Here is a 21,479-nt window from a genome sequence, read left to right on the forward strand (position 1 = left end):
TCACTAATCTACCCCCTCCTTTTACTCCAAAACCCTCAAAAAACATCCCACATCTCTTTCGTTGCGGGTTGCAAAGGTATGTAAATTCACCATACTACACAACAGTTAACATGAATTAATTCGTCATATTTAGGTAAGTCGCTGGTAACTAAAGACAAAATTATTTAAAGCTGATTCAATACGATCCAATATCAAGTATTCCCGTATTTTTGGATCAATTATGAGCAGCAAACTTCCACCGGCATTTATCCGGTCTTTAATAGAACATTATAATATAGAAGAGGAGGAGTTTATCTCATCCCATGAAAGTGGCGAACAGCTAACTTCGGTCAGAATAAATCCCTTTAAACCGGCGAATCTGTTTAAATCAGATGAACAGGTGCCCTGGTGCGAAAATGGAAGGTATTTAAAAGAAAGGCCATCATTTACTGCTGATCCGCTTTTTCATGCAGGCTGCTATTATGTTCAGGAAGCTTCTTCTATGTTCCTAGAGCAGGTACTGAAACATTCTGCAGATCTTTCTGAAAACCTCAGAGTCCTCGATTTATGTGCTGCTCCGGGAGGAAAAAGTACCCTGATCAGTTCATTACTGAACAAAAACAGTTTATTACTCGCCAATGAGATCATCAAAACACGGGTACCTGTGCTTTGTGATAACCTGAGCAAATGGGGTCCTGAAAATACTTATGTCAGCAATAATGATCCTAAGGACTTTAAACGGCTGGAGGGTTATTTCGATGTAATCGTAGCTGATGCACCCTGCTCAGGCTCCGGAATGTTCAGAAAAGATCCGGCAGCAATTAATGAATGGTCGGAAAGTGCTGTAGAACTATGCAGCCAGAGACAGAAGCGGATACTGGCGGATGTTTATCCCGCATTAAAACAAAACGGAACACTGATCTATTCAACCTGTTCCTATTCAAAACAGGAAAACGAAGAAATATCTGACTGGCTTTGTGAAGAATTTGATCTTTCGCCGATTCAAATTCCGCTAAAACCTGAATGGGGTATTATTGAAACTCTGTCAGATAAGCATAAATGCTTCGGCTACCGTTTTTATCCTCACAAAGTTAAAGGAGAAGGTTTCTTCATTGCAGCATTCCGTAAAAATCAGGTAACAGCATCTCCGCATATTAAAAGAGCAAAAGAAAATTCTGTCAACGCAAAAAGTGAAGACCTGATCAGAAGATGGCTTAAACACACTGAGGATATCAGAATAGTTAACCTGAATGATGAATATTTTGCAATCCCGGGCCGGCATGAGGCAGATCTTCAATATTTACAGTCTAATCTGTATTTGAAAAAGTCAGGTGTCAGAATTGGAAAGATAATGGGCAAAGACCTGGTCCCAAATCATGAGCTTGCAATAAGCCTCTTAGCCGGTTCTGTAATACCAGAAATTAATCTGACCCGGGAACAATCCATTGCTTACCTCAAACGGGATGAACTCCGGATTGAGTCAGATATCCGTGGCTGGGCATTGATGTGCTTCCAAAGCCATCCAATGGGTTGGGCAAAGATTCTGGATAATCGGCTGAACAATTATTTTCCGAAAGAAATCCGGATTACTAATCCAAATGTAGTTTAGTATATTCAAACGATGCTTCTTAAAAAGGTGTTCAAAATAAGGAAGGATAAATTAATATGGTTATAATTCGTCACACAAGGCTCTGGAAATACAATAATTCGATTTTGGAAAGCAAATCCTGTGTATTATAGGCTATTTCAGTCCTTTCCTCCGGTTAGTTCCGGCAAGAAATTGCATTCTACATCAAAGTACCAATAGCCGGAAGCTAGCTCCTCCGGCAAAGTTTATTTTACCCGGAGCTGTTTTTGATCGGGACTGGCAGTACCCTAGATGCACAAGCCCTGCTTTCCAGAACAGAGAAAATCTTTAATTTAACTTAGCCCACCTACATATTATAGTAAACTACGGTTATTAGTATTGCCCAGTAGAAAGAAGTACTAAAGTACAAGCCTCTGTACATTCTATCCCATTAGCTTCAGCCAGTTCTTCCAGTTCGGGGTTTTCTGTTCCGGGATTGAAAATAATGCGCTTGGGTTTAGACTTTATTATATAATCGTAATACTCAGGCTGGTTCTGTGGACTCAGGTATAATGTGATAGTATCCAGATCAGTATGTATCTGTTCAGGTTTTTCGATCGCCACGCCGGCAACTTCACCGGCTTTTAAACCTACATTAACAATCGGGTGGCCATTAGCTACAAGCCGCTGTGCAGCAAGATTTGAATAACGCGCAGGATTGGTGCTTGCTCCAAGTATAAGTGTCTTCTTCATTTCAAGGTTAATAAATTATAATATGTAATGCATTCAGCTATAGTTTCGGTTTAACAGCACAGCCCTGACAGTCATAAACCCGGCTGTAGCGGATACCGGCCTGTGCTTAAGGCCTATGGGGTATAAGCGGAAGACGGGACAACCATTTGAAATTGCACATCAGCACATTTCCACACATAAAAATCTAATAACATCCAAAAAAATATCATAAGCCTTATTTATAAACAATAATTCAGCTTAGTTAATCGCTCTGAAAACTGCATCTGCACAATTCATGCCATCAATTGCAGCCGACACAATCCCGCCTGCATAACCGGCGCCTTCCCCGCAGGGATATAAACCAGCCAATTGGGGATGCTGCATTGATTCTTTATCACGGGGTATTCTTACAGGTGATGAAGTCCTTGATTCAACCCCAACCAGAATTGCCTCATTAGTATAATACCCGTTCATTTTCTTCCCAAATAAAGGAAGAGCCTTCTGAAGCCTTTTAAAAATGAATTCAGGAAGCACAGATCTCAGATCTGCACTTTTTGTGCCGGGAATATAAGAATTGGAAGGAAGATCAGTTGAGAGTCTGTTATTCACAAAATCAATCATCCTTTGGGCCGGAGCTACCAGATTTCCACCTCCTGCCTTAAAGGCCAATTTTTCTATGTTCGCCTGAAACTTTAGCATACTCAGCGCATCCCCTGAACTACCCGGAACATCTTCCAGATTGATCTGGACAACAGTTCCGGAATTTGCATAAGGGTTATTACGCTTCGAAGGCGACCAGCCATTCACCACAATTTCATTATGATCAGTAGAACAAGGAGCAATTATTCCCCCGGGACACATACAGAACGAAAATACGCCGCGGCCCTCCACCTGTTCAACCAGACTATAATAGGATGGAGGCAGATAGGGTCCACGATCACTGCAATGATACTGTGCCTGATCAATTATCTCCTGTGGATGCTCTATCCTGACACCAAGCGCAAAGGCTTTAGCTTCCATTAGAACCTGATGCTTGTCAAGGAGGTAATATATATCCCTTGCCGAGTGACCAGTAGCCAGGATTACATGATCAGCTTCAAACTTTTTATCCCCTGCCAAAACTCCCTTCAATTTCTTAGCCCTTATAATAAGATCTGTAATCCGGCTTTCAAAATGAATCTCCCCGCCGGCATTTAATATGCTGTCACGCATAGATGTAATTATCCCGGGTAATTTATTAGTACCGATATGCGGGCGGGCATCAATTAAAATATCTTCTGTTGCACCATGAGAGACAAATGCCTTTAAAACATAGTTCACGTCTCCACGCTTATTAGATCGGGTATAGAGTTTACCATCAGAATAGGTTCCTGCTCCACCTTCTCCAAAACAATAGTTTGAATCGGGGTCGATACGGCCCTCCCTGTTGATTAAGGCCAGATCTCTCCTTCTTAATTTCACATCTTTACCGCGTTCCAAAATAATCGGTTTAAGTCCGAGCTCAATACATCGTATTGCAGCAAATAAACCGGCCGGTCCGGCGCCGATGATCAAGACCGGCCTTTTGTCGCTGACATTTTGATATTTAACGGTAAAAATTTCAGGCTCAGGAAGCTCATCGATAAAAACATTAACCTTGAGCCTGAAAACGACTTTACGGCCTCGAGCATCAATTGAACGTTTTAAAATTTGGACAGCTACACTATTTTCACGATTGATATTCAGCGACTTACGGGCCAAGTCTCTGATAAAGTCTTCATCATTTGAATGTTCCGGAGGAAGAACTAATTCAATCTCTTTGATCATAATTTTTGCCGGGTATTATCCCGGATGTGTAACAAAGGTATGAAATTTGATTCCTATACTGTAAATTTATAGATTACAGTAAAAGCAAAATCAATTATGAAAAGAATAGTATTGAATATCGTTGCATTATTCGCAGTGCTTTCATTTAGTTCATGCGGATACAATAGTATGGTAAAGCTCGATGAACAAGTGACTTCACAATGGGCGCAGGTTGAAAATGTTTATCAACGCAGGGTCGATCTTATCCCAAATCTGGTGTCTACTGTTAAAGGAGCAGCAAATTTTGAGAAAGAGACCTTAACCCAGGTAATTGAGGCCCGTGCCAAAGCAACTTCGGTAAATGTTGACCCTACAAAGTTAACTCCTGAATCTATTGCACAATTTCAGGCAGCCCAGGGACAACTAAGTCAATCGCTGGGAAGATTACTCGCGACAGTAGAGGCTTATCCTGAATTGAAAGCAAACCAGAATTTCCTGGAACTTCAGGCACAACTTGAAGGAACAGAAAACCGTATCACTGTTGAGCGTCAAAAGTTTAATACAGTTACACAGGAGTACAATTCTACTATCAGAACTTTCCCAAATAACCTTACAGCAGGTATGTTTGGTTTCAAGGCTAAAGGATACTTCCAGGCAGAAGCCGGTGCAAATAAAGCACCAAAGGTTGAATTCTAAAATGCCTTTGCATTTATATTTTTAACTGATCGCCGGAATTTATTTCCGGCGATTTAAATTATGGCCATGTCAATTTTTAGTGAAAAAGAGCAACAACTTATCAGCGAAGCGGTTGAATCAGCAGAGCGCTATACTTCAGGTGAAATCCGCATTTGTGTTGAGAAAACCTGCAGTGAACCGGTTTTGGATCGTGCTGCAAACTATTTCCACAAACTTGGAATGGATAAGACGGCCCAAAGAAATGGTGTACTGATTTATATTGCGACCAATGACCATCAATTCGCAATTATTGGGGATGCCGGAATAAACAGGCTGGTACCTCATGATTTCTGGGACAGTACGAAAGAGGCTATGTTGAACCATTTTAAGAATGGGGAACTCGCCTCAGGTATCATTACAGGAGTAAGACTGGCCGGCAAACAACTTCAAGCCTATTTCCCATACGTAGATGGAGATGTTAATGAATTACCAAATGAGATCTCCTACGGCGATGGTAAATAATGGTATTGAAAAAATATAAGCAAGCTTCAGATGAAATTTAAATATATATTCCCAACGATTGTCCTGGTCTTACTAAGTCTGGTGCTTCGTGCTCAAACCTTTCCGGAAAAACCAAATCGGCTTGTAAATGACTATACGCAAACTCTCTCAGCTGATCAGATCAATCAGCTTGAGCAAAAACTTGTTGCATTCGACGATTCTACCTCAACACAAGTCGCTGTTGTTCTGATTAAATCGCTTGAAGGTTATGATGTAGCCGACTATGCAGTACGCCTTGCAGAAAACTGGGGAATTGGTGGGGCAAAAAATAATAATGGAGTTTTGCTTCTGGTATCCCTTGGCGACAGAAAAGTAACCATTCAAACAGGTTATGGTGTTGAAGGAGCTTTACCGGATGCTATTACAAAAAGGATCATCACCCAGGAAATTACACCTAACTTCAAAGAAGGGAATTATTTTGGGGGACTAGTGGCCGGGACCGATGCAATCATCGCCTATACCAAAGGAGAATATAAAAACGATACAGCCAAGCGTAAAGGCAAAAAGGGCGGCTTAGATATAATCTTTGTTATCATCATAGTCATTGTTATCCTTCTCGCGATTAAGAAAGGCGGCGGAGGAGGAAGTGAAGTTATCGGTGGCCGCGGTAGCGCGAGTCCGTTCTGGTGGCTATTAATGGGCTCTCAATTGGGCAGAGGAAATGGTGGCGGTGGTTTTGGAGGATTCTCAGGCGGTGGTGGCGGATTTGGTGGTGGTGGCGGAGGAGGCTTTGGCGGATTCGGTGGCGGAAGCTTTGGTGGGGGCGGATCAAGCGGAAGCTGGTAATCCTAAGCTAAAAGATTAAAGCTAAGAGCTAAATCCATAAAATTCGAAAATTGTTAATACATGAGCCATCTCAACTGGGAGAAGATCTCAACGAAATATATCATTCAAAAAAATTGGGCAACCTTGCGGGTAGATACCTGCAGGATGCCTGATGGTACTATTATTCCTGATTATTACGTTCTTGAATACCCCAACTGGGTCAATGCAGTTGCCCTGACAGAAGACAATCAGGTTATTTTGTTGCGTCAATACCGGCATGCAGCCGAAGAGGTGGTTCTTGAACTTCCAGGTGGTTGCATTGAGGAAAAGGAAAGCCCTGAACAAGCTCTTAGAAGAGAATTACTTGAAGAAACCGGATACGAATTCGGGGAAGTCGAATTCCTTTCTGAACTCTATGCCAATCCGGCAACTGCAAAAAATAAAACCTTTTGTTTTATTGCCAGAGGAGGCAAACGGGTTGCTGAACAAAAACTGGACAGGGGAGAAGAAATTGATATTGAACTGGTCAGCCCTGAGAAATTAAAGGAACTAGTTTTAAACAATGCTTTTGGACAGGCACTGCATACCAGCGGGATTTTCTATGCTCTCATTAAACTCGGATTAATCTCCTAATCGGGTAAAGCAAAGGCAACATAACTATCTCCCGACTTTACTCCCAGTTTTCCTCCACCACAGGCAATCACCAGAAATTGCTTCCCGTTGACCATGTAAGTCGCAGGACTGGCAAAACCTGCTGCAGGCAGTTTCGACTCCCAAACCATTTTCCCTGAATTCTTATCAAAGGCCCTGATCTTTTCATCAGGAGTAGCTGCAATGAATACGAGTCCCCCTTTTGTAACTACAGGTCCGCCATAATTACGTGAACCTGTTATACCTAATCCTCTATTAATCAATTCTGCGTATTCACCCAATGGCACTTTCCAGAGCAATTTTCCACTGTTCAGATCTACGGCATTAAGTGTGCCCCATGGTGGTTTAATGCCGGGATAGCCATCCTTATCCACAAAGCGGTCGTAGCCTTTCATAATATAAGGAATCTGACTCTTCCTGTTGACCGTTTTAACAGCAACAGCATTTTGTTTTTCCGATATATCCTCAGTCCCGCTTAAATAGGCTGTCAAATTTTTCCTATCCAACTCTGGAACATGCTTAAATGAAGGCATTCTGTTCCGGCCCTGCTGAATTATCTGACTAATCTGCAGCACATTGTACTTCTTACTAATATTCAATAAAGAAGGATATTCAGTACCACTACCTTTCAATTCAGCACCATGACAACTGATACAATATTTATTATAAACTGCTCTGCCAGGAGTAATCCCAGTTCCTTCAGTTTGAGGAGCATCAAGCATTACCTGGGTTGAAGGAACCTCATTACTGTTGACATAAAGAATCTTTGTTTCCATGTCAACGGCAGCTCCTCCCCATTCACCTCCCCCGCCAAAATCAGGAAACATCCAGTTACCTTCCTTGCTTGGCGGACTGAACTGTGTTCTGTTTTTGATCTGAACATATCTTTCCATTAATTCCTTATGAGTTTCGGGGCTGAGATCACTTACATCTTCAGGTCCAAATTTCTGTCTTGAGAAAGGTTCAGGGAGTGTAGGAATTGGCTGGGTAGGCCATGGTTTTTCTCCTGGCAGGGCTTCTTCCTGAGGTACAGGAACTTCGGGAATCGGAAATATCGGCTTACCATTAGTTCGGTCAAGAAGATAGACATAACCATGCTTGGTGATTTGTGCTAATGCATCTATTTTCTTGCCCTTGTGATTTACCGTAATCAGATTAGGTGCGGCAGGAAGATCACGATCCCAAAGATCATGATGCACTACCTGATAATGCCAGATATACTTTCCTGTTAAAGCATCCAATGCAATGATGCTGTTTGCAAACAAATTTGAGCCTTTGCGGGTACCTCCGTAAAAGTCGGGTGAAGCAGTACCTGTTGGGACATAAACCACTCCACGTTCTTCATCAAGTGACATACCAGTCCAGTTATTGGCACCTCCAATATTTTTCCAGGCCTCCTTATCTTCCCAGCTATCATAACCAAATTCACCGGGCTGTGGAATGGTATGAAATATCCACTTACGTTTTCCTGTCCTAACATCAAATGCTCTGACATGCCCTGGCAAAGCATCTGCATCCTCCGAAAGGCTCATCCCTACAATGACCAGATCCTTATAAATTACTCCGGGAGTTTTCAGAATTAAAGATCCATCCTGTGATGCAGGGATATCAAGTCCTTCTTTCAGTTCAATCGATCCATTTGTGCCAAAATCTTTAACAGGACTTCCATCTGCAGCATTCACTGCATAAAGCCTTGAGGCAGCACCATAAAAAATTCGTTTATCGGTTCCCTTTTCATCTTCCCAATACATCAGTCCGCGATTTACTCCAAATCCAATTTTTTCAGCTGAGTTTGTATTAGGATCAAAAACCCATTTTTGTTTTCCTGTAACCGGGTCAAGTGCAAAAAGCTTCAACTTTGAACTTGTAACATATAAAGTCCCGTCGATTACAATTGGATTGCATTGCATCTCACTCCGGTTAGCAGTGTCTTTATCACCGGTATTAAAAACCCAGGCTTCCTTTAACTGTGCAACATTCTCCAAATTGATCTGATCAATAGATGAATAGCGGTTGGCATCCTTGGTCCCGCCATAACTGGCCCAGGTGGAATAGTCATTATATCCTGAATCAGAGCAGGAATTAAATATCAGACCAGTAAGGATTAATAGAACAAGGAATTTTGTTTGGATTGCTTTCACTGGGATGTTGCTACAGGTTAATACTTAAGCAATTAAAGGATTTAAGTGAACAAAAGCAAGGAAGGCTTTAAGATTCAAAGCAGTAGAAATAAAAAATCTCATAAAACCATTTCAAATAAATGGCTCTATGAGATTGACAAAAATTTTAATGGCAAAAGTTTTAGCTCATTTTCAGTTTTTTCTGAATATCAGCTACATAACCTTTGAATTTTTTATCTGTATCGATCAGATCATCAACTGTCTGACAGGCATAAATAACGGTTGAGTGATCGCGGCCACCAAAGAAAGCTCCAATTGATTTAAGGGATGTTTTGGTATGCAGTTTGGCAAGGTACATAGATATCTGACGGGCCTGAACAATCTCACGCTTCCTTGTTTTGGATTTAACCATTTCGATTGGCACTTCAAAATACTCACAAACGAGTTTTTGAATATATTCCATCGAAATCTCCTTGCTTGAATTCTTAATGAAATTCTTAAGCATGGATTTGGCAAGATTCAGGTCAATCTCCTTTTTATTCAGGGTTGATTGTGCAAGCAGGGAAACCATTGCTCCTTCAAGTTCACGAACATTATTGTCAATATTATGAGCAACATATTCAATCACTTCTGAAGGAAGTTCAATTCCATCAGAGTACATCTTTTTGTTCAGAATTGCCATACGTGTTTCCAGATCAGGGATCTGAAGATCGGCCGACAAGCCCCACTTGAAACGGGACAATAATCTTTCTTCTAATCCGGACAAATCTTTTGGCGCTTTGTCTGAAGTAATAATCAATTGCTTGCCCGATTGATGTAAATGATTAAAAATATGGAAGAAAATATCTTGTGTTTTCTCTTTACCGGCGAAATTATGAACATCGTCCATAATCAGGACATCCATTGCCTGATAGAAATTCACAAAATCATTGATGTTATTATTCTTTAGAGCATCTACAAATTGCTGGGTAAACTTTTCGCATGAAACATAAAGTACCAGCTTATCTGTTAGAGTACGTTTGATCTCATTACCAATAGCCTGGGCAAGATGGGTCTTTCCAAGTCCAACCCCGCCATAAATCATAAGCGGATTGAAGGAGGTACCTCCAGGCTTTCCGGCAACTGCATAACCTGCAGAACGTGCAAGTCTGTTACAGTCTCCTTCTATGAAGTTTTCAAAAGTATAATTCTGATTTAACTGTGGATCTACCTGTAATTTTTTCAATCCCGGAATTACAAAAGGATTTTTAATGTCCTTATTCAGGGAAATAGGCATTGGCATCGACTGGTTTTTCCCTTCTGCGCCATTACCATTTGAAGGCATATTGGTTGTGTATGGAATACTGGTTGAAGACTTTTCCACAACGATGTTGTATTCCAGTCTGCCCTCTTCTCCCAACTGCTTCTTCACAGTCTTTCTAAGCAAGCCAACATAGTGCTCTTCGAGCCACTCATAAAAGAACAAACTCGGAACCTGTATAGTTAATACATTACCATCCAGACGCAAGGCTTTTATCGGCTCGAACCAGGTCTTAAAACTCTGGGCCGGGATGTTATCCTTAATAATCAGGAGGCAATTATTCCATACATGTGTACAAGTTTTTTCCATATAATTTTACTAATAATCTGATTTCCAATTGATGCCGAAAGAAATGTTGGTAACTCTTTGGAGTATCGAATATTCGGAAAAAAATCGGATTAAAAAACTAATTTTTGAAATAAGTTTTAACTTTCTGCTAAACAGAAGAATACATTAATTTTTATGGGGTTTAGCCCCAAAAATGATAACAATTCTTTCCAAAAAAAATATTTCCACATTCTGACTGAACCGGCATCCTCAATACTATCAATATCGGGATTATAATGAAATATCTAAGCTTATTACAGAAATAAAATTGACAATAATTCCTTTCGGAACCGATATTAAAGGCTATTACCCATCAGATGCCTAATATTCCCCGAATTCCTTTCTGAAGGTGTCGGCGATTTCGCCAAGTGTAGCATAAACTTCCACAGCCGAGATGATATAAGGCATAGTATTTAATCCCTGCTTCACAGCATCAGTTAATGCAAGCAAAGCCTTTTCAACAGCCATTCTATCCCGTTCAGCTTTGAGGCTGATAAGTTTATCCATCTGTAATTTCCGGATAGAATCATCAACCCTGAAACCTTCAGGCTTGATTCCTTCTGCATCTACATATTTATTCACACCTACCAGAATACTTTCACCATTTTCAATCTCTGTTTGGTATTGATAGGCAGAAGCCGCAATTTCATTCTGAATGTACCCTTCTTCAATTGCGGCAACCGATCCTCCTTTAGAATCGATAATATCAATATATCTCCAGGCTGCTGCTTCAACCTCATCAGTTAGTGCTTCAACAAAATAAGAGCCTGCCAGCGGGTCGACTGTATCTGTGACACCACTTTCAAAAGCAATAATCTGCTGGGTACGGAGTGCAACCTTAGCTGCAGCTTCGGTGGGCAATGAAAGAGCCTCATCAAAACCGTTGGTATGAAGCGATTGTGTTCCTCCAAGTACTGCTGCCATAGCCTGATTGCTAACCCTGATCACATTATTAAGAGGTTGTTGAGCAGTTAATGTTGAGCCACCGGTTTGGGTATGAAAACGGAGTTTTTGCGCAGCCAGGTCAGTTGCACCGAGGCTTTTAGTTAGCTTAGCCCACATTCTGCGGGCTGCCCTGAATTTTGCAATCTCCTCGAAGAAGTTATTATGGCAATTAAAAAAGAAAGAAAGGCGTTTTGCAAATACATTAATATCTAAACCCTTGTCCATCGCTGCCTGGAGATAGGCCTTCCCATTGGCTAAAGTAAATGCCAATTCCTGGACTGCTGTAGAGCCTGCCTCCCTGATGTGATATCCTGAAATGGAAATGGTATTCCATTTTGGAAGTTCTGAACTGCAATATTCGAAAACATCAGTAATTAATCGCATTGAAGCTTTTGGAGGATATATATAAGTACCCCTTGCTGCATATTCTTTTAAAATATCATTCTGAATAGTTCCGGATATCTGCTTCAAATCAGCACCTTGTTTTTTTGCCAGACATATATACATAGCCAGCAGAATCGGTGCGGTTGCATTTATAGTCATTGAACTGGTAACTTTTTGAAGGTCGATCCCATCAAAAAGTATTTCCATATCCTTTAAGGAGTCTATAGCAACCCCGACTTTACCCACTTCTCCCTCAGACATCATGTGATCAGAATCGTAACCGATCTGTGTGGGAAGATCAAAAGCGACAGAAAGACCTGTGGTGCCTTGTGAAAGCAGGTAATGGTAACGTTTATTTGATTCAGAAGCAGTAGAAAATCCCGCATATTGCCGCATTGTCCACATCCTGCCGCGGTACATATCCTTCTGTATACCACGGGTAAATGGAAACTCCCCGGGAAGTTCAATACTTTTCGCTTCAGTATAGACCTCCTTTATTTCAATACCGGAACTCGTTTTTATTTTTTTTTCGCTCATTCCTTTAAAATAAAGACTGCATATCCCCCTTCACAATGTTTAATGCCAGATCATAGGGGTTTTCTGTTTCCAGATTCGCCAAATGGCTAAGAACTGCCCTGCTCAAATCGACAGCAGAAGAATTTTCAGGTAATGCATTCACTGCGCTGTTAATCATGCTGATCGTATCTTCCTTTACCTGCTTTACGGTTGCCCATGCCCGGTCGCTGACATAAATCTGCTGCGAAATATTATGCTGATATTCAGCCCTGATATCTGAAATGATTAAACCTTGCATTTCACGGGCACTCATACCTGGCGTATGCAGCCGAATCAACATATTAGAGGGATTTACTCTTTCAAGAAATAAAACGGTCCTCTCATAAGCCTGAAGTCTGAGTGGCAGGGTGTGTTTGAGTCCGGCTCTTTTAAGTTCCATTCGCTGGAAATTAAGCTTTTCACTCAGGTAGTTCTTTATTATGAACCATCCCGTGAAGAACACGACCAGTCCGGCGAGTGCATATTTCAGTATATCAAGTATAAATTCAGTCTCATTCATGGTTATGCAATTGTTAACAGATAGTCAAAATGCCTGTGGTCAAAACAAAAGTGAGCAATTTCACGTATATTTGTGATAAGATTTTAAAAGAATTATGAGTACAGAAACAGCAAATCTTGTTGCACCGGTCACTTTGACGGATGGTGCTAAAAAAGAAATCATAAAACTCATTCAACAACAGGAGTTAGGTGAAGACTATGGATTACGTTTAGGTGTTGAGGGTGGTGGATGTGCCGGAATGAACTATGTACTTGGCTTTGATCAGCAGAAAGATGGTGATCAGGAGTATTTTATTGATGGGATCAGGGTTTTTATGCATAAAGCCCACGGATTATATCTGGCAGGCATGGAAGTAGATTTTAAAGACGGATTAAATGCCCGTGGCTTCACTTTTAGCAATCCGAATGCCAGTAGCACCTGTGGCTGCGGTACATCATTCTCAGTTTAACAAAAAATTTGTAACATTTCATGAAGTCCTGCTGTCAAACCAGCAGGACTTTTTATATTTATACTATGGCTACAAAAATGAGTTATTCGGAAAATGTCAAAGTGGCTATGCAATCCGTTAAGGGTAACAAGCTAAGGACATTTCTAACCGCTATTATCATTGCCATAGGTTTAACCGCTCTTGTCGGTATTTTGACTTCCATCGATGCCATTGAAGGTTCCCTGAATAATACTTTCTCAAGCATGGGGGCCAATTCATTTACAATCAGAAACCGGGGTATCGGAATTCGTATTGGAGGTGGCGGACAAAGACCAAAACGCTATAAATCAATAGATTACAGACAAGCAACGGAATTTAAAAGCAGCTTTACTTTCCCTGCAATGATTTCTGTAAACGTATTTGCCTCATTCGGAGGCACCGTAAAATATGGTAATGAAAAGACCAATCCAAATATTTCCGTGCTTGGAGCAGATGAAAATTACATTCAATCTGCCGGATATAAACTGGCTTCAGGAAGAAATTTCTCTCAGTCGGAGTTAGAATTCGGTACCAGTGTCGTGATAATTGGGGATGAGATCAAAACACGCCTCTTCCCAAATGTCGATCCAATCAATAGAACAATCAGTATCGGGAATAACAAATTCAGGATCATAGGTATTTTGGCAGCAAAAGGATCTAGTGTTGGTTTTGGGGGTGATAAAATCTGTGTGATCCCGCTTTACAGAGCTAAGCAGGTGATGACTATTCAAAATCCATCTTACACTATTTCGGTAATGAGTGATGATCCTTCTCAGATGGATGCAGCGATCGGTGAAGCTACCTCCCTTTTTAGAAATATACGTAATCTGAAAGTTGCCGATGACAATAATTTTGAGATAACAAAAAGTGATGCCATTGCTCAAACTCTGGTCGATAATTTAAAATTTGTAAGAATCGGCGGTATCGTGATCGGGGCGATTACTTTAATTGGTGCAGCTATTGCCCTGATGAATATCATGATAGTTTCCGTGACCGAACGTACACGTGAAATCGGTATTCGGAAGGCTATTGGAGCGACTCCTATCGTGATAAGGCGTCAATTTCTTATTGAAGCAATCGTTATTTGTCTGATGGGAGGAATAACCGGTGTTTTTCTAGGCATTCTGATCGGCAATCTGCTCTCCATGGTTATGGGCGGGTCATTTATTATGCCATGGGGCTGGACGATTCTGGGTTTAACTTTATGCATTGGAGTTGGACTGGTCTCCGGACTTTATCCTGCAGTAAAGGCAAGTAAAATGGATCCGGTGGAGTCTTTGAGATACGAGTAAAATGAGCAAGGATTAAGGAGTAAAGAGCAAGGAAGCTTATGTTAAACTACCTTTTTCCATACTGTTCTTCGTAGTAAGACTGGTAGCTTCCTGATGTCACACTCTGCAACCATTCCTCATTTTGCAAATACCAGTCAACCGTTTTTTCTAATCCTTCCTCAAATTGTAAACTGGGTTTCCAGTCAAGATCCTTCTGGAGCTTTGATGAGTCGATTGCATACCTAAGATCATGACCAGCACGATCGGTAACATAAGTGATTAGTTTTGCAGATGTGCCGGACTCTCTTCCCAGTTTTTCATCCATAATCCTGCAGAGCAACCGTATCAGGTCGATGTTCTTCCATTCGTTATGTCCACCTACATTATAGGTACTTCCGCTGGATGCCTGATGAAAGATCACATCAATTGCCCGGGCATGGTCTTCAACCCAAAGCCAATCACGTATATTTTCACCCTTCCCATAAACCGGGATAGCTTTGTTATTCTTAATATTATTAATTGAAAGCGGAATCAGCTTCTCCGGAAAATGGAATGAACCATAATTATTAGAGCAATTTGAGATCACAACGTCAATCCCGTAAGTATCATGATATGACCTAACAAAATGGTCAGAACTAGCTTTGGATGCAGAATATGGGCTGTGCGGATCATAGGCAGTTGTCTCGGTAAAAAGACCATGCTCACCCAGACTGCCATAAACTTCATCAGTTGAAACATGATAAAACCGATGAGATTCATAATCATCCTTCCATTGATGACGGGCAGAATTTAAAAGGTTTACCGTTCCAACTACATTAGTCATCACGAATTCAATCGGACTGCTGATGGACCGATCCACATGCGACTCAGCGGCAAGATGAATTACTGCGTCAATTTGCTCATCTGAAAATACTTTATCAATAAATCCGGCATCAACGATATCCCCTTTGATAAATTTATAATTGGGTTTATCCTCAATATCCCTGAGGTTAAGGAGATTACCCGCATAAGTGAGTTTATCTAAATTAACAATCTGATATTCAGGATAATTGATTACAAATCGCCTTACTACATGGGATCCAATGAATCCTGCTCCCCCGGTAATCAATATTTTTTTCATCCCCTGATATTTTTATGTTAAGACGTAAAATCTTTGGCTTAATTCTGAGAATAAAATCCTGTTTACAATGGATTTTGCTTGATATACTTTTCCCACTCCCAGGCAGAGCTCATCATTTCCTCAATACCCAACTCAGCCTTCCAAAACAATTCTTTTTCAGCTTTATTTACATCTCCATAAATCTGTTCAATATCCCCGGCTCTACGTTCTCCTATTGTATAATTCAATTTCTGACCGGTTGCAGATTCAAATGCATGGATTACTTCCAGAACAGAATTTCCTTTGCCGGTACCAATATTATAAATATCAAATTTTCTGGCATTCCGCTCGTTTTCCATCTGCTTGATAGCAGCAACATGTGCTTTAGCGAGATCAACTACATGTATGTAATCTCTTACACAGGTTCCATCGGAAGTATTATAATCATCCCCAAAAACAATAATATTACCACGCTTTCCAATCGCTGCCTGGGTAATAAATGGAACCAGATTTTGAGGAACACCTATGGGCAATTCACCGATGAGGGCAGATGAATGAGCTCCAACCGGATTGAAATAACGCAAGGCGATTACTTTAAGATTTTCACTGACACCTGATACCTCCTCCAGTATTTCTTCGGCGATCTGTTTCGTATTTCCATAAGTGGATTCTGCTTTTTTTACCGGAGCGAATTCGTTGACAGGTAATCTATCTGGCTCTCCGTAAACTGTACAGCTTGATGAAAACACCAGATCCATTTTACGATCCGAGCAGGCATCAAGAAGGTTTATAAGAGGATAAAAGTTGTTTTTATAATACTTGAGTGGTTCCCTTTCAGACTCACCTACACTTTTGAAAGCGGCAAAATGTATTAAGCCGCTTATATCACGATGTTCTTCTAAAAATTCACGGGTTAACTTTTCATCACAAAGATCGAAATTGTAAAATTCCGGCCTTGTACCGGTAATCTTCTCAATCTGATCAATAATCTTCGGACTTGAATTCGAAAGATTATCAATAATTACAGGATCATAAGCGGCATTGATCAATTCCACGACAGTGTGCGAGCCAATATATCCGGTTCCGCCGGTTACTAAAATTTTTCTGCCTGACATTATTTGTTGTTGTAGTAGGTAAAATCTTTATGTTTTATCTCTTGCTCGGGCAATGACTTAAAGTATTCGTAGGTCATTTTTAAACCCTCAGCACGATTAACCTTTGGCTCCCAGCCCAGAATTGTCCTGGCTTTCGTAATATCCGGTCTTCGCTGTTTTGGATCATCGGTTGGCAATTCTTTGAACACCATTTTTTGCCTGGTTCCGGTCAGCTTAATAATCTCTTCTCCGAATTCACGAATAGTGATTTCATCAGGGTTACCGATATTTACTGGCAATGCGTAGTCAGAAAATAATAACCGGTAAATACCTTCAACAAGGTCATCTACATAACAAAAGGAACGCGTTTGCGAGCCATCACCAAATACGGTAAGGTCTTCTCCACGCAAAGCCTGTCCGATAAATGCCGGCAATACTCTTCCGTCATTTAACCTCATCCTTGGTCCGTAGGTATTAAATATTCTTACAATACGTGTTTCTAAACCATGAAATGTATGATAAGCCATTGTCATAGCTTCCTGAAAACGCTTAGCCTCGTCGTAAACACCTCTGGGACCCACAGGATTAACATTCCCCCAATATTCTTCCGGCTGCGGATTTACGGCAGGGTCGCCATAAACCTCTGATGTTGAAGCAATTAAAATTCTTGATTTCTTGGATCGTGCTAATCCCAGTAAATTATGAATTCCCAATGATCCAACTTTTAATGTTTGAATAGGAATTCTTAAATAATCAATCGGACTTGCAGGAGAAGCAAAATGCAGGATATAATCCAATTCTCCAGCCACATATACAAATTTTGAAACATCGTGATGATAGAACTCGAAATTTTCCAGAGCAAAAAGATGTTCTATATTACGCAGATCTCCTGTGATAAGATTATCCATCGCAATCACATGAACACCCTCCTTAATAAACCGGTCGCAGAGATGGGAGCCAAGAAAACCTGCTGCACCTGTTATTAAAATACGTTTACGCTGATTCATTACTCAACAGTTTTTCGGCCAATACTATTATAATAGAAACCGCAATCGATCATCTTTTGCAGATCATACAAGTTGCGGCCGTCAAAAATAACCTTAGTCTTCATTAATTCAGCGATCCTGTCAAAATCAGGGGTTCTGAAAAGAGACCATTCCGTAACGATCAATAAAGCATCTGCATCGTTCAAAGCATCATACTGGTTCTCACTATAAGATATCTTATCTCCTAGCTGTTTCTTTACATTAGCCATAGCTTCTGGATCAAAAGCAGTAATTAAGGCTCCATCCTTAAGCAACTCTTCAATAATATAAAGTGCCGGAGCTTCACGGATATCATCTGTTTCAGGTTTAAAGGCCAGCCCCCATATTGCAATTTTCTTTCCTTTGATATTACCTTTATAGTACTTCCTGACTTTTTCGACCAGCTTTACCCTTTGGGAATCATTAACTTCCATCACTGAGGAGAGGATCTTAAAGTCATAATTATTTTCAGTAGCTGATCTACCCAAGGCCTGAACATCTTTAGGAAAACAACTTCCTCCATAACCAACACCCGGAAATAAAAATCGCTTACCGATACGATCATCCGAACCAATTCCCTTTCTGACTGCATCAACATCTGCACCCACAAGCTCACATAAGTTCGCAATCTCGTTCATGAAGGTTATTTTTGTAGCCAGGAATGAATTTGCAGCATATTTTGTCAGTTCAGAAGAACGGGTATCCATAAAAATAATTGGATTTCCCTGCCTTACATAGGGGCTGTATAATTCTGCCATAAGCTTTTGAGCTCTCAGACTTTGGGTACCAACTACTACTCTGTCGGGCTTCATAAAGTCATCAACGGCAACTCCTTCACGTAAAAATTCGGGGTTTGAGACTACATCCACTTCAACAGAAGTATTTTCATTGAACACCTTGATTACCTTATCTGCAGTACCAACCGGCACCGTTGATTTTGTCACAATGACCTTATATCCCGTAATGATTTTAGCAATATCTTTTGCCGCGCCGAGTACAAAACTCAAGTCAGCTGCTCCATCACCTGCTGGCGGTGTGGGCAAGGCAAGAAATATTATTTGAGCATCCTGAATTGCTTCAGAAAGCACCGTTGTAAATTTCAACCTACCCTGTTCTATATTTCTGTGAAAAAGTATATCCAGACCAGGCTCATAAATTGGTAATTTATATGCCTGCATCATTTTTACCTTTTCCTCATTTATATCCACACAGGTAACTGTATTTCCTGTTTCGGCAAGACAAGTACCGGTTACTAAGCCTACATATCCTGTACCAACTACTGCTATTTTCATCTATTGACGAAGACTATTTAAAAGATTTAACATTAACTTCGACGAAGATAAGAATTATATTCAAAATGCTTTTTTTGTACGATACAGGTATTTATTTATATACACTTTTCATCCGGATCGCTTCCATAAAAAATAAAAAAGCAGCGGCCTGGATTAATGGTAGAAAAGGACTCATTCCGTTCATTGAAAGCAGTCTGCACAAAAACAAAAACTACACTTGGTTTCATTTCGCTTCCTTAGGGGAGTTTGAGCAGGGAAGGCCGGTACTTGAACGATTAAAATCCGAGAATCCTGAAATGCATGTTGTAATCACTTTTTTTTCTCCTTCAGGGTATGAAATTAGAAAGAATTATGCCCTTGCTGATCATGTTTTTTATCTCCCAACCGATACCAGTGCCAATGCAAAAGAGTTTATCAGGATCTTAAATCCGGTGATGGCCATCTTTACAAAATATGAATACTGGTATCATTACTTTGATGAATTACATAAAAATAATATTCCCCTATATGTGATCTCCGGAATATTCAGAAAAGAGCAGGTATTTTTTAAATGGTATGGAGGTTTGCACCGGAAAATGCTAAGTAAGGTTTCACATTTTTTTGTCCAGAATCAAAATAGCAGCAATCTCCTAAATGATATAGGATTTAAAAATGTCACGGTAAATGGCGATACCCGATTCGACAGAGTAGAATACAATGCCACTCACACCGCAGAAATTAAAATTATCCGTGATTTCACTAAAGACAACAAAATATTTATCGCCGGCAGCACCTGGCCTGATGATGAAAAGCTGATTTCAAAATTGGCTTACTCTTTTCCAGACTGGAAATTCATTATTGCCCCACATGAAGTTAAGCCAGAAAGAACTAATGAAATCACTGAGCTATTTCCTAATTCGATCAGGTATTCTGAGATCAATAGCATGCTATCAGAAACAATCGACAATCAAAATATTAGTTCAACTTTTCAAGTCTTAATTATAGATAATATCGGTTTACTTTCATCAGCGTACCAATATGGAGACATCGCCTATATAGGTGGAGGATTTGGAGTGGGAATACACAATACTCTTGAAGCCGCTGCTTTTGGATTACCGGTTATTTTTGGCCCGAATTATCAAAGGTTCAATGAAGCTGTCGAACTCATTACTGCCGGAGCAGCTTTTACTATCAAAGATCAGGAAGAATTAAGGAAATGTATGGAAAATCTGCAAACAGATATTAAAAGGGAAGCATGCGGAAAGGCAGCACTTAATTATGTAAAAACACATACCGGAGCCACCCGCGCAATCCTTAATTTTATTGGTAAATTTAAATAACCTCCCCTTTAGAAAGTTCTTCAAGTGCATCAATCCAAAGCGGGTGATCGTTCAAACTTTCTACAAGCTGGACATGTTCACCACCCAGTTTCTTAAACTCATCACCATATTCAACTGTAACTTCATAGACTGTTTCAAGGCAATCTGCAACAAAAGCGGGACAAAATACAAGCAGCCTTTTAACTCCCTTTTCTGCCAATTGCTCTATAACTACACTTGTGTAGGGCTGAACCCATGGATCTTTACCTAAACGCGATTGAAAACAAACCGAATACTTGTCTTCAGTAAGACCAAGTTTCTTAGCGATCAATCGGGCAGTGTCATGACATTGCGCTGAGTAACAAAATTTATTATTCTCGGTCAATGTAGAACAGCAATTCTCAACCTTGAGGCAATGCTTTTGTGAATGGTCTGATTTAACAAGCTGTCTTTGTGGTAATCCATGAAAGCTGAATAAAACATGATCGTATGTTTCAGGTTTATGCTTTCTGCCATTCTCAGCAAATGCTTCTATCATTAGTTCATTATCATGAAAGGAATTAATGAACGAAATATTAGGAATTGTTTGCCATTTTCTGACCAGCTCCATCACTTTTTCCAGAACTGAACCAGTACTTGCAGAAGCATAATGAGGAAACATTGGAATAACTTTGATGCTTCTGACCTGGGCATCCTTTAATTTATTTAATGCACTCTCAATAGAAGGACTTTGGTAGCGCATAGCAAGTTCTACCTGATACTCATTGCCTAAGCGCTGCTGCAAAAGCTCTCTTTGAAGCAGACTGTAATGCATTAATGGCGATCCGGTGGTATCTGACCATATCTCTCTGTATAATTTAGCAGATTTAGGGCCCCGAAAAGGAACGATAATGCCCTTAACCAGCAATGCTCTCGAAACGGGATTTATATCAATTACCCGTTCATCCATCAGGAATTCATCGAGGTATTTGCGAACATTTGCGTTTGAGGGACTATCAGGAGTTCCTAAATTAACTAATAAAATACCTTGCTTGCTCATATGACTTCTAAAGAGCGTCAAAGATAGTC

19 protein-coding genes are annotated in these 21,479 nt (G+C 40.4%); 8 read left to right on the top strand and 11 right to left on the bottom strand.

From position 1 onward, the window contains the following. The first annotated feature begins 220 nt into the window (after positions 1-220). Positions 221-1,588, top strand: a complete 1,368-nt coding sequence (locus VGE44_RS13320) for a methyltransferase RsmF C-terminal domain-like protein (RefSeq protein ID WP_331079879.1) — start codon at positions 221-223, stop codon at positions 1,586-1,588. A gap of 351 nt (positions 1,589-1,939) precedes the next feature. Here the strand turns inward: VGE44_RS13320 and VGE44_RS13325 are convergent, their stop codons facing one another. Further along, positions 1,940-2,299: a CoA-binding protein gene (locus tag VGE44_RS13325; protein WP_331079881.1), complete on the bottom strand. Its 360-nt coding sequence runs from the start codon at positions 2,297-2,299 to the stop codon at positions 1,940-1,942. Between the two features lie 237 nt (positions 2,300-2,536). Beyond that, on the bottom strand, positions 2,537-4,084 hold the full coding sequence (locus VGE44_RS13330; RefSeq protein WP_331079883.1) for an NAD(P)/FAD-dependent oxidoreductase: 1,548 nt from the start codon (positions 4,082-4,084) through the stop codon (positions 2,537-2,539). 96 nt (positions 4,085-4,180) lie between these two features. On the opposite strand from VGE44_RS13330, the gene VGE44_RS13335 reads away from it, so the two are divergent. The 4 genes from VGE44_RS13335 to VGE44_RS13350 all read left to right on the top strand — a co-directional run bounded on the left by VGE44_RS13335 (position 4,181) and on the right by VGE44_RS13350 (position 6,697). After that, complete coding sequence (locus VGE44_RS13335) at positions 4,181-4,759, top strand: LemA family protein (protein WP_331079885.1); 579 nt, start codon at positions 4,181-4,183, stop codon at positions 4,757-4,759. Positions 4,760-4,825: 66 nt separating this feature from the next. After that, positions 4,826-5,260: a TPM domain-containing protein gene (locus VGE44_RS13340; RefSeq protein WP_331079887.1), complete on the top strand. Its 435-nt coding sequence runs from the start codon at positions 4,826-4,828 to the stop codon at positions 5,258-5,260. Positions 5,261-5,290: 30 nt separating this feature from the next. Next, positions 5,291-6,085, top strand: a complete 795-nt coding sequence (locus tag VGE44_RS13345) for a TPM domain-containing protein (RefSeq protein WP_331079889.1) — start codon at positions 5,291-5,293, stop codon at positions 6,083-6,085. A 60-nt stretch (positions 6,086-6,145) separates the two neighbouring features. Next, on the top strand, positions 6,146-6,697 hold the full coding sequence (locus VGE44_RS13350) for an NUDIX hydrolase (RefSeq protein WP_331079891.1): 552 nt from the start codon (positions 6,146-6,148) through the stop codon (positions 6,695-6,697). Here VGE44_RS13350 and VGE44_RS13355 read toward each other — a convergent pair. The 4 genes from VGE44_RS13355 to VGE44_RS13370 form a co-directional block, all read right to left on the bottom strand. After that, a complete protein-coding gene (locus VGE44_RS13355) occupies positions 6,694-8,856 on the bottom strand; it encodes a PQQ-binding-like beta-propeller repeat protein (protein WP_331079893.1) in 2,163 nt (720 codons plus the stop codon). The genes VGE44_RS13350 and VGE44_RS13355 overlap by 4 nt on opposite strands. A 160-nt stretch (positions 8,857-9,016) precedes the next feature. Further along, positions 9,017-10,444, bottom strand: coding sequence for a chromosomal replication initiator protein DnaA (gene dnaA, locus VGE44_RS13360; protein ID WP_305366529.1), 1,428 nt, complete (start codon positions 10,442-10,444; stop codon positions 9,017-9,019). Positions 10,445-10,783: 339 nt separating this feature from the next. Continuing rightward, positions 10,784-12,328, bottom strand: coding sequence for an acyl-CoA mutase large subunit family protein (locus tag VGE44_RS13365; RefSeq protein ID WP_331079896.1), 1,545 nt, complete (start codon positions 12,326-12,328; stop codon positions 10,784-10,786). A 4-nt stretch (positions 12,329-12,332) separates the two neighbouring features. Further along, positions 12,333-12,866 (bottom strand): hypothetical protein, encoded by a 534-nt coding sequence (locus VGE44_RS13370; protein ID WP_331079898.1) that lies wholly within the window; start codon positions 12,864-12,866, stop codon positions 12,333-12,335. Positions 12,867-12,960: 94 nt separating this feature from the next. Between VGE44_RS13370 and VGE44_RS13375 the strand changes: the two genes are divergently transcribed. Further along, positions 12,961-13,314, top strand: coding sequence for a HesB/IscA family protein (locus VGE44_RS13375; protein WP_324485736.1), 354 nt, complete (start codon positions 12,961-12,963; stop codon positions 13,312-13,314). Between the two features lie 77 nt (positions 13,315-13,391). Further along, complete coding sequence (locus VGE44_RS13380) at positions 13,392-14,624, top strand: ABC transporter permease (RefSeq protein ID WP_331079901.1); 1,233 nt, start codon at positions 13,392-13,394, stop codon at positions 14,622-14,624. 46 nt (positions 14,625-14,670) lie between these two features. On the opposite strand, the gene rfbB is transcribed toward VGE44_RS13380, so the two are convergent. The 4 genes from rfbB to VGE44_RS13400 all read right to left on the bottom strand — a co-directional run bounded on the left by rfbB (position 14,671) and on the right by VGE44_RS13400 (position 19,113). Next, positions 14,671-15,723, bottom strand: a complete 1,053-nt coding sequence (gene rfbB / locus VGE44_RS13385) for a dTDP-glucose 4,6-dehydratase (RefSeq protein ID WP_331079903.1) — start codon at positions 15,721-15,723, stop codon at positions 14,671-14,673. 62 nt (positions 15,724-15,785) lie between these two features. Beyond that, positions 15,786-16,817 carry a UDP-glucose 4-epimerase GalE gene (gene galE, locus VGE44_RS13390; RefSeq protein ID WP_331079905.1) on the bottom strand — a complete coding sequence of 344 codons (1,032 nt, stop codon included), beginning with the start codon at positions 16,815-16,817 and terminating at the stop codon, positions 15,786-15,788. Beyond that, complete coding sequence (locus VGE44_RS13395; protein ID WP_331079907.1) at positions 16,817-17,803, bottom strand: UDP-glucuronic acid decarboxylase family protein; 987 nt, start codon at positions 17,801-17,803, stop codon at positions 16,817-16,819. Before VGE44_RS13395 ends, galE begins: the two co-directional genes overlap by 1 nt. Then, positions 17,803-19,113 (bottom strand): UDP-glucose/GDP-mannose dehydrogenase family protein, encoded by a 1,311-nt coding sequence (locus VGE44_RS13400; protein ID WP_331079909.1) that lies wholly within the window; start codon positions 19,111-19,113, stop codon positions 17,803-17,805. The genes VGE44_RS13395 and VGE44_RS13400 overlap by 1 nt, the downstream gene beginning before the upstream one ends. Positions 19,114-19,178: 65 nt before the next feature. Between VGE44_RS13400 and VGE44_RS13405 the strand changes: the two genes are divergently transcribed. Then, positions 19,179-20,432 (top strand): 3-deoxy-D-manno-octulosonic acid transferase, encoded by a 1,254-nt coding sequence (locus VGE44_RS13405; protein ID WP_331079911.1) that lies wholly within the window; start codon positions 19,179-19,181, stop codon positions 20,430-20,432. On the opposite strand, the gene hemH is transcribed toward VGE44_RS13405, so the two are convergent. Further along, positions 20,425-21,450 carry a ferrochelatase gene (gene hemH, locus VGE44_RS13410; protein ID WP_331079913.1) on the bottom strand — a complete coding sequence of 342 codons (1,026 nt, stop codon included), beginning with the start codon at positions 21,448-21,450 and terminating at the stop codon, positions 20,425-20,427. The two genes, VGE44_RS13405 and hemH, sit on opposite strands and share 8 nt — an antisense overlap. Positions 21,451-21,479 lie beyond the last annotated feature (29 nt).

Source organism: Daejeonella sp. (genome assembly GCF_036405355.1).
Lineage (GTDB): Bacteria > Bacteroidota > Bacteroidia > Sphingobacteriales > Sphingobacteriaceae > Daejeonella.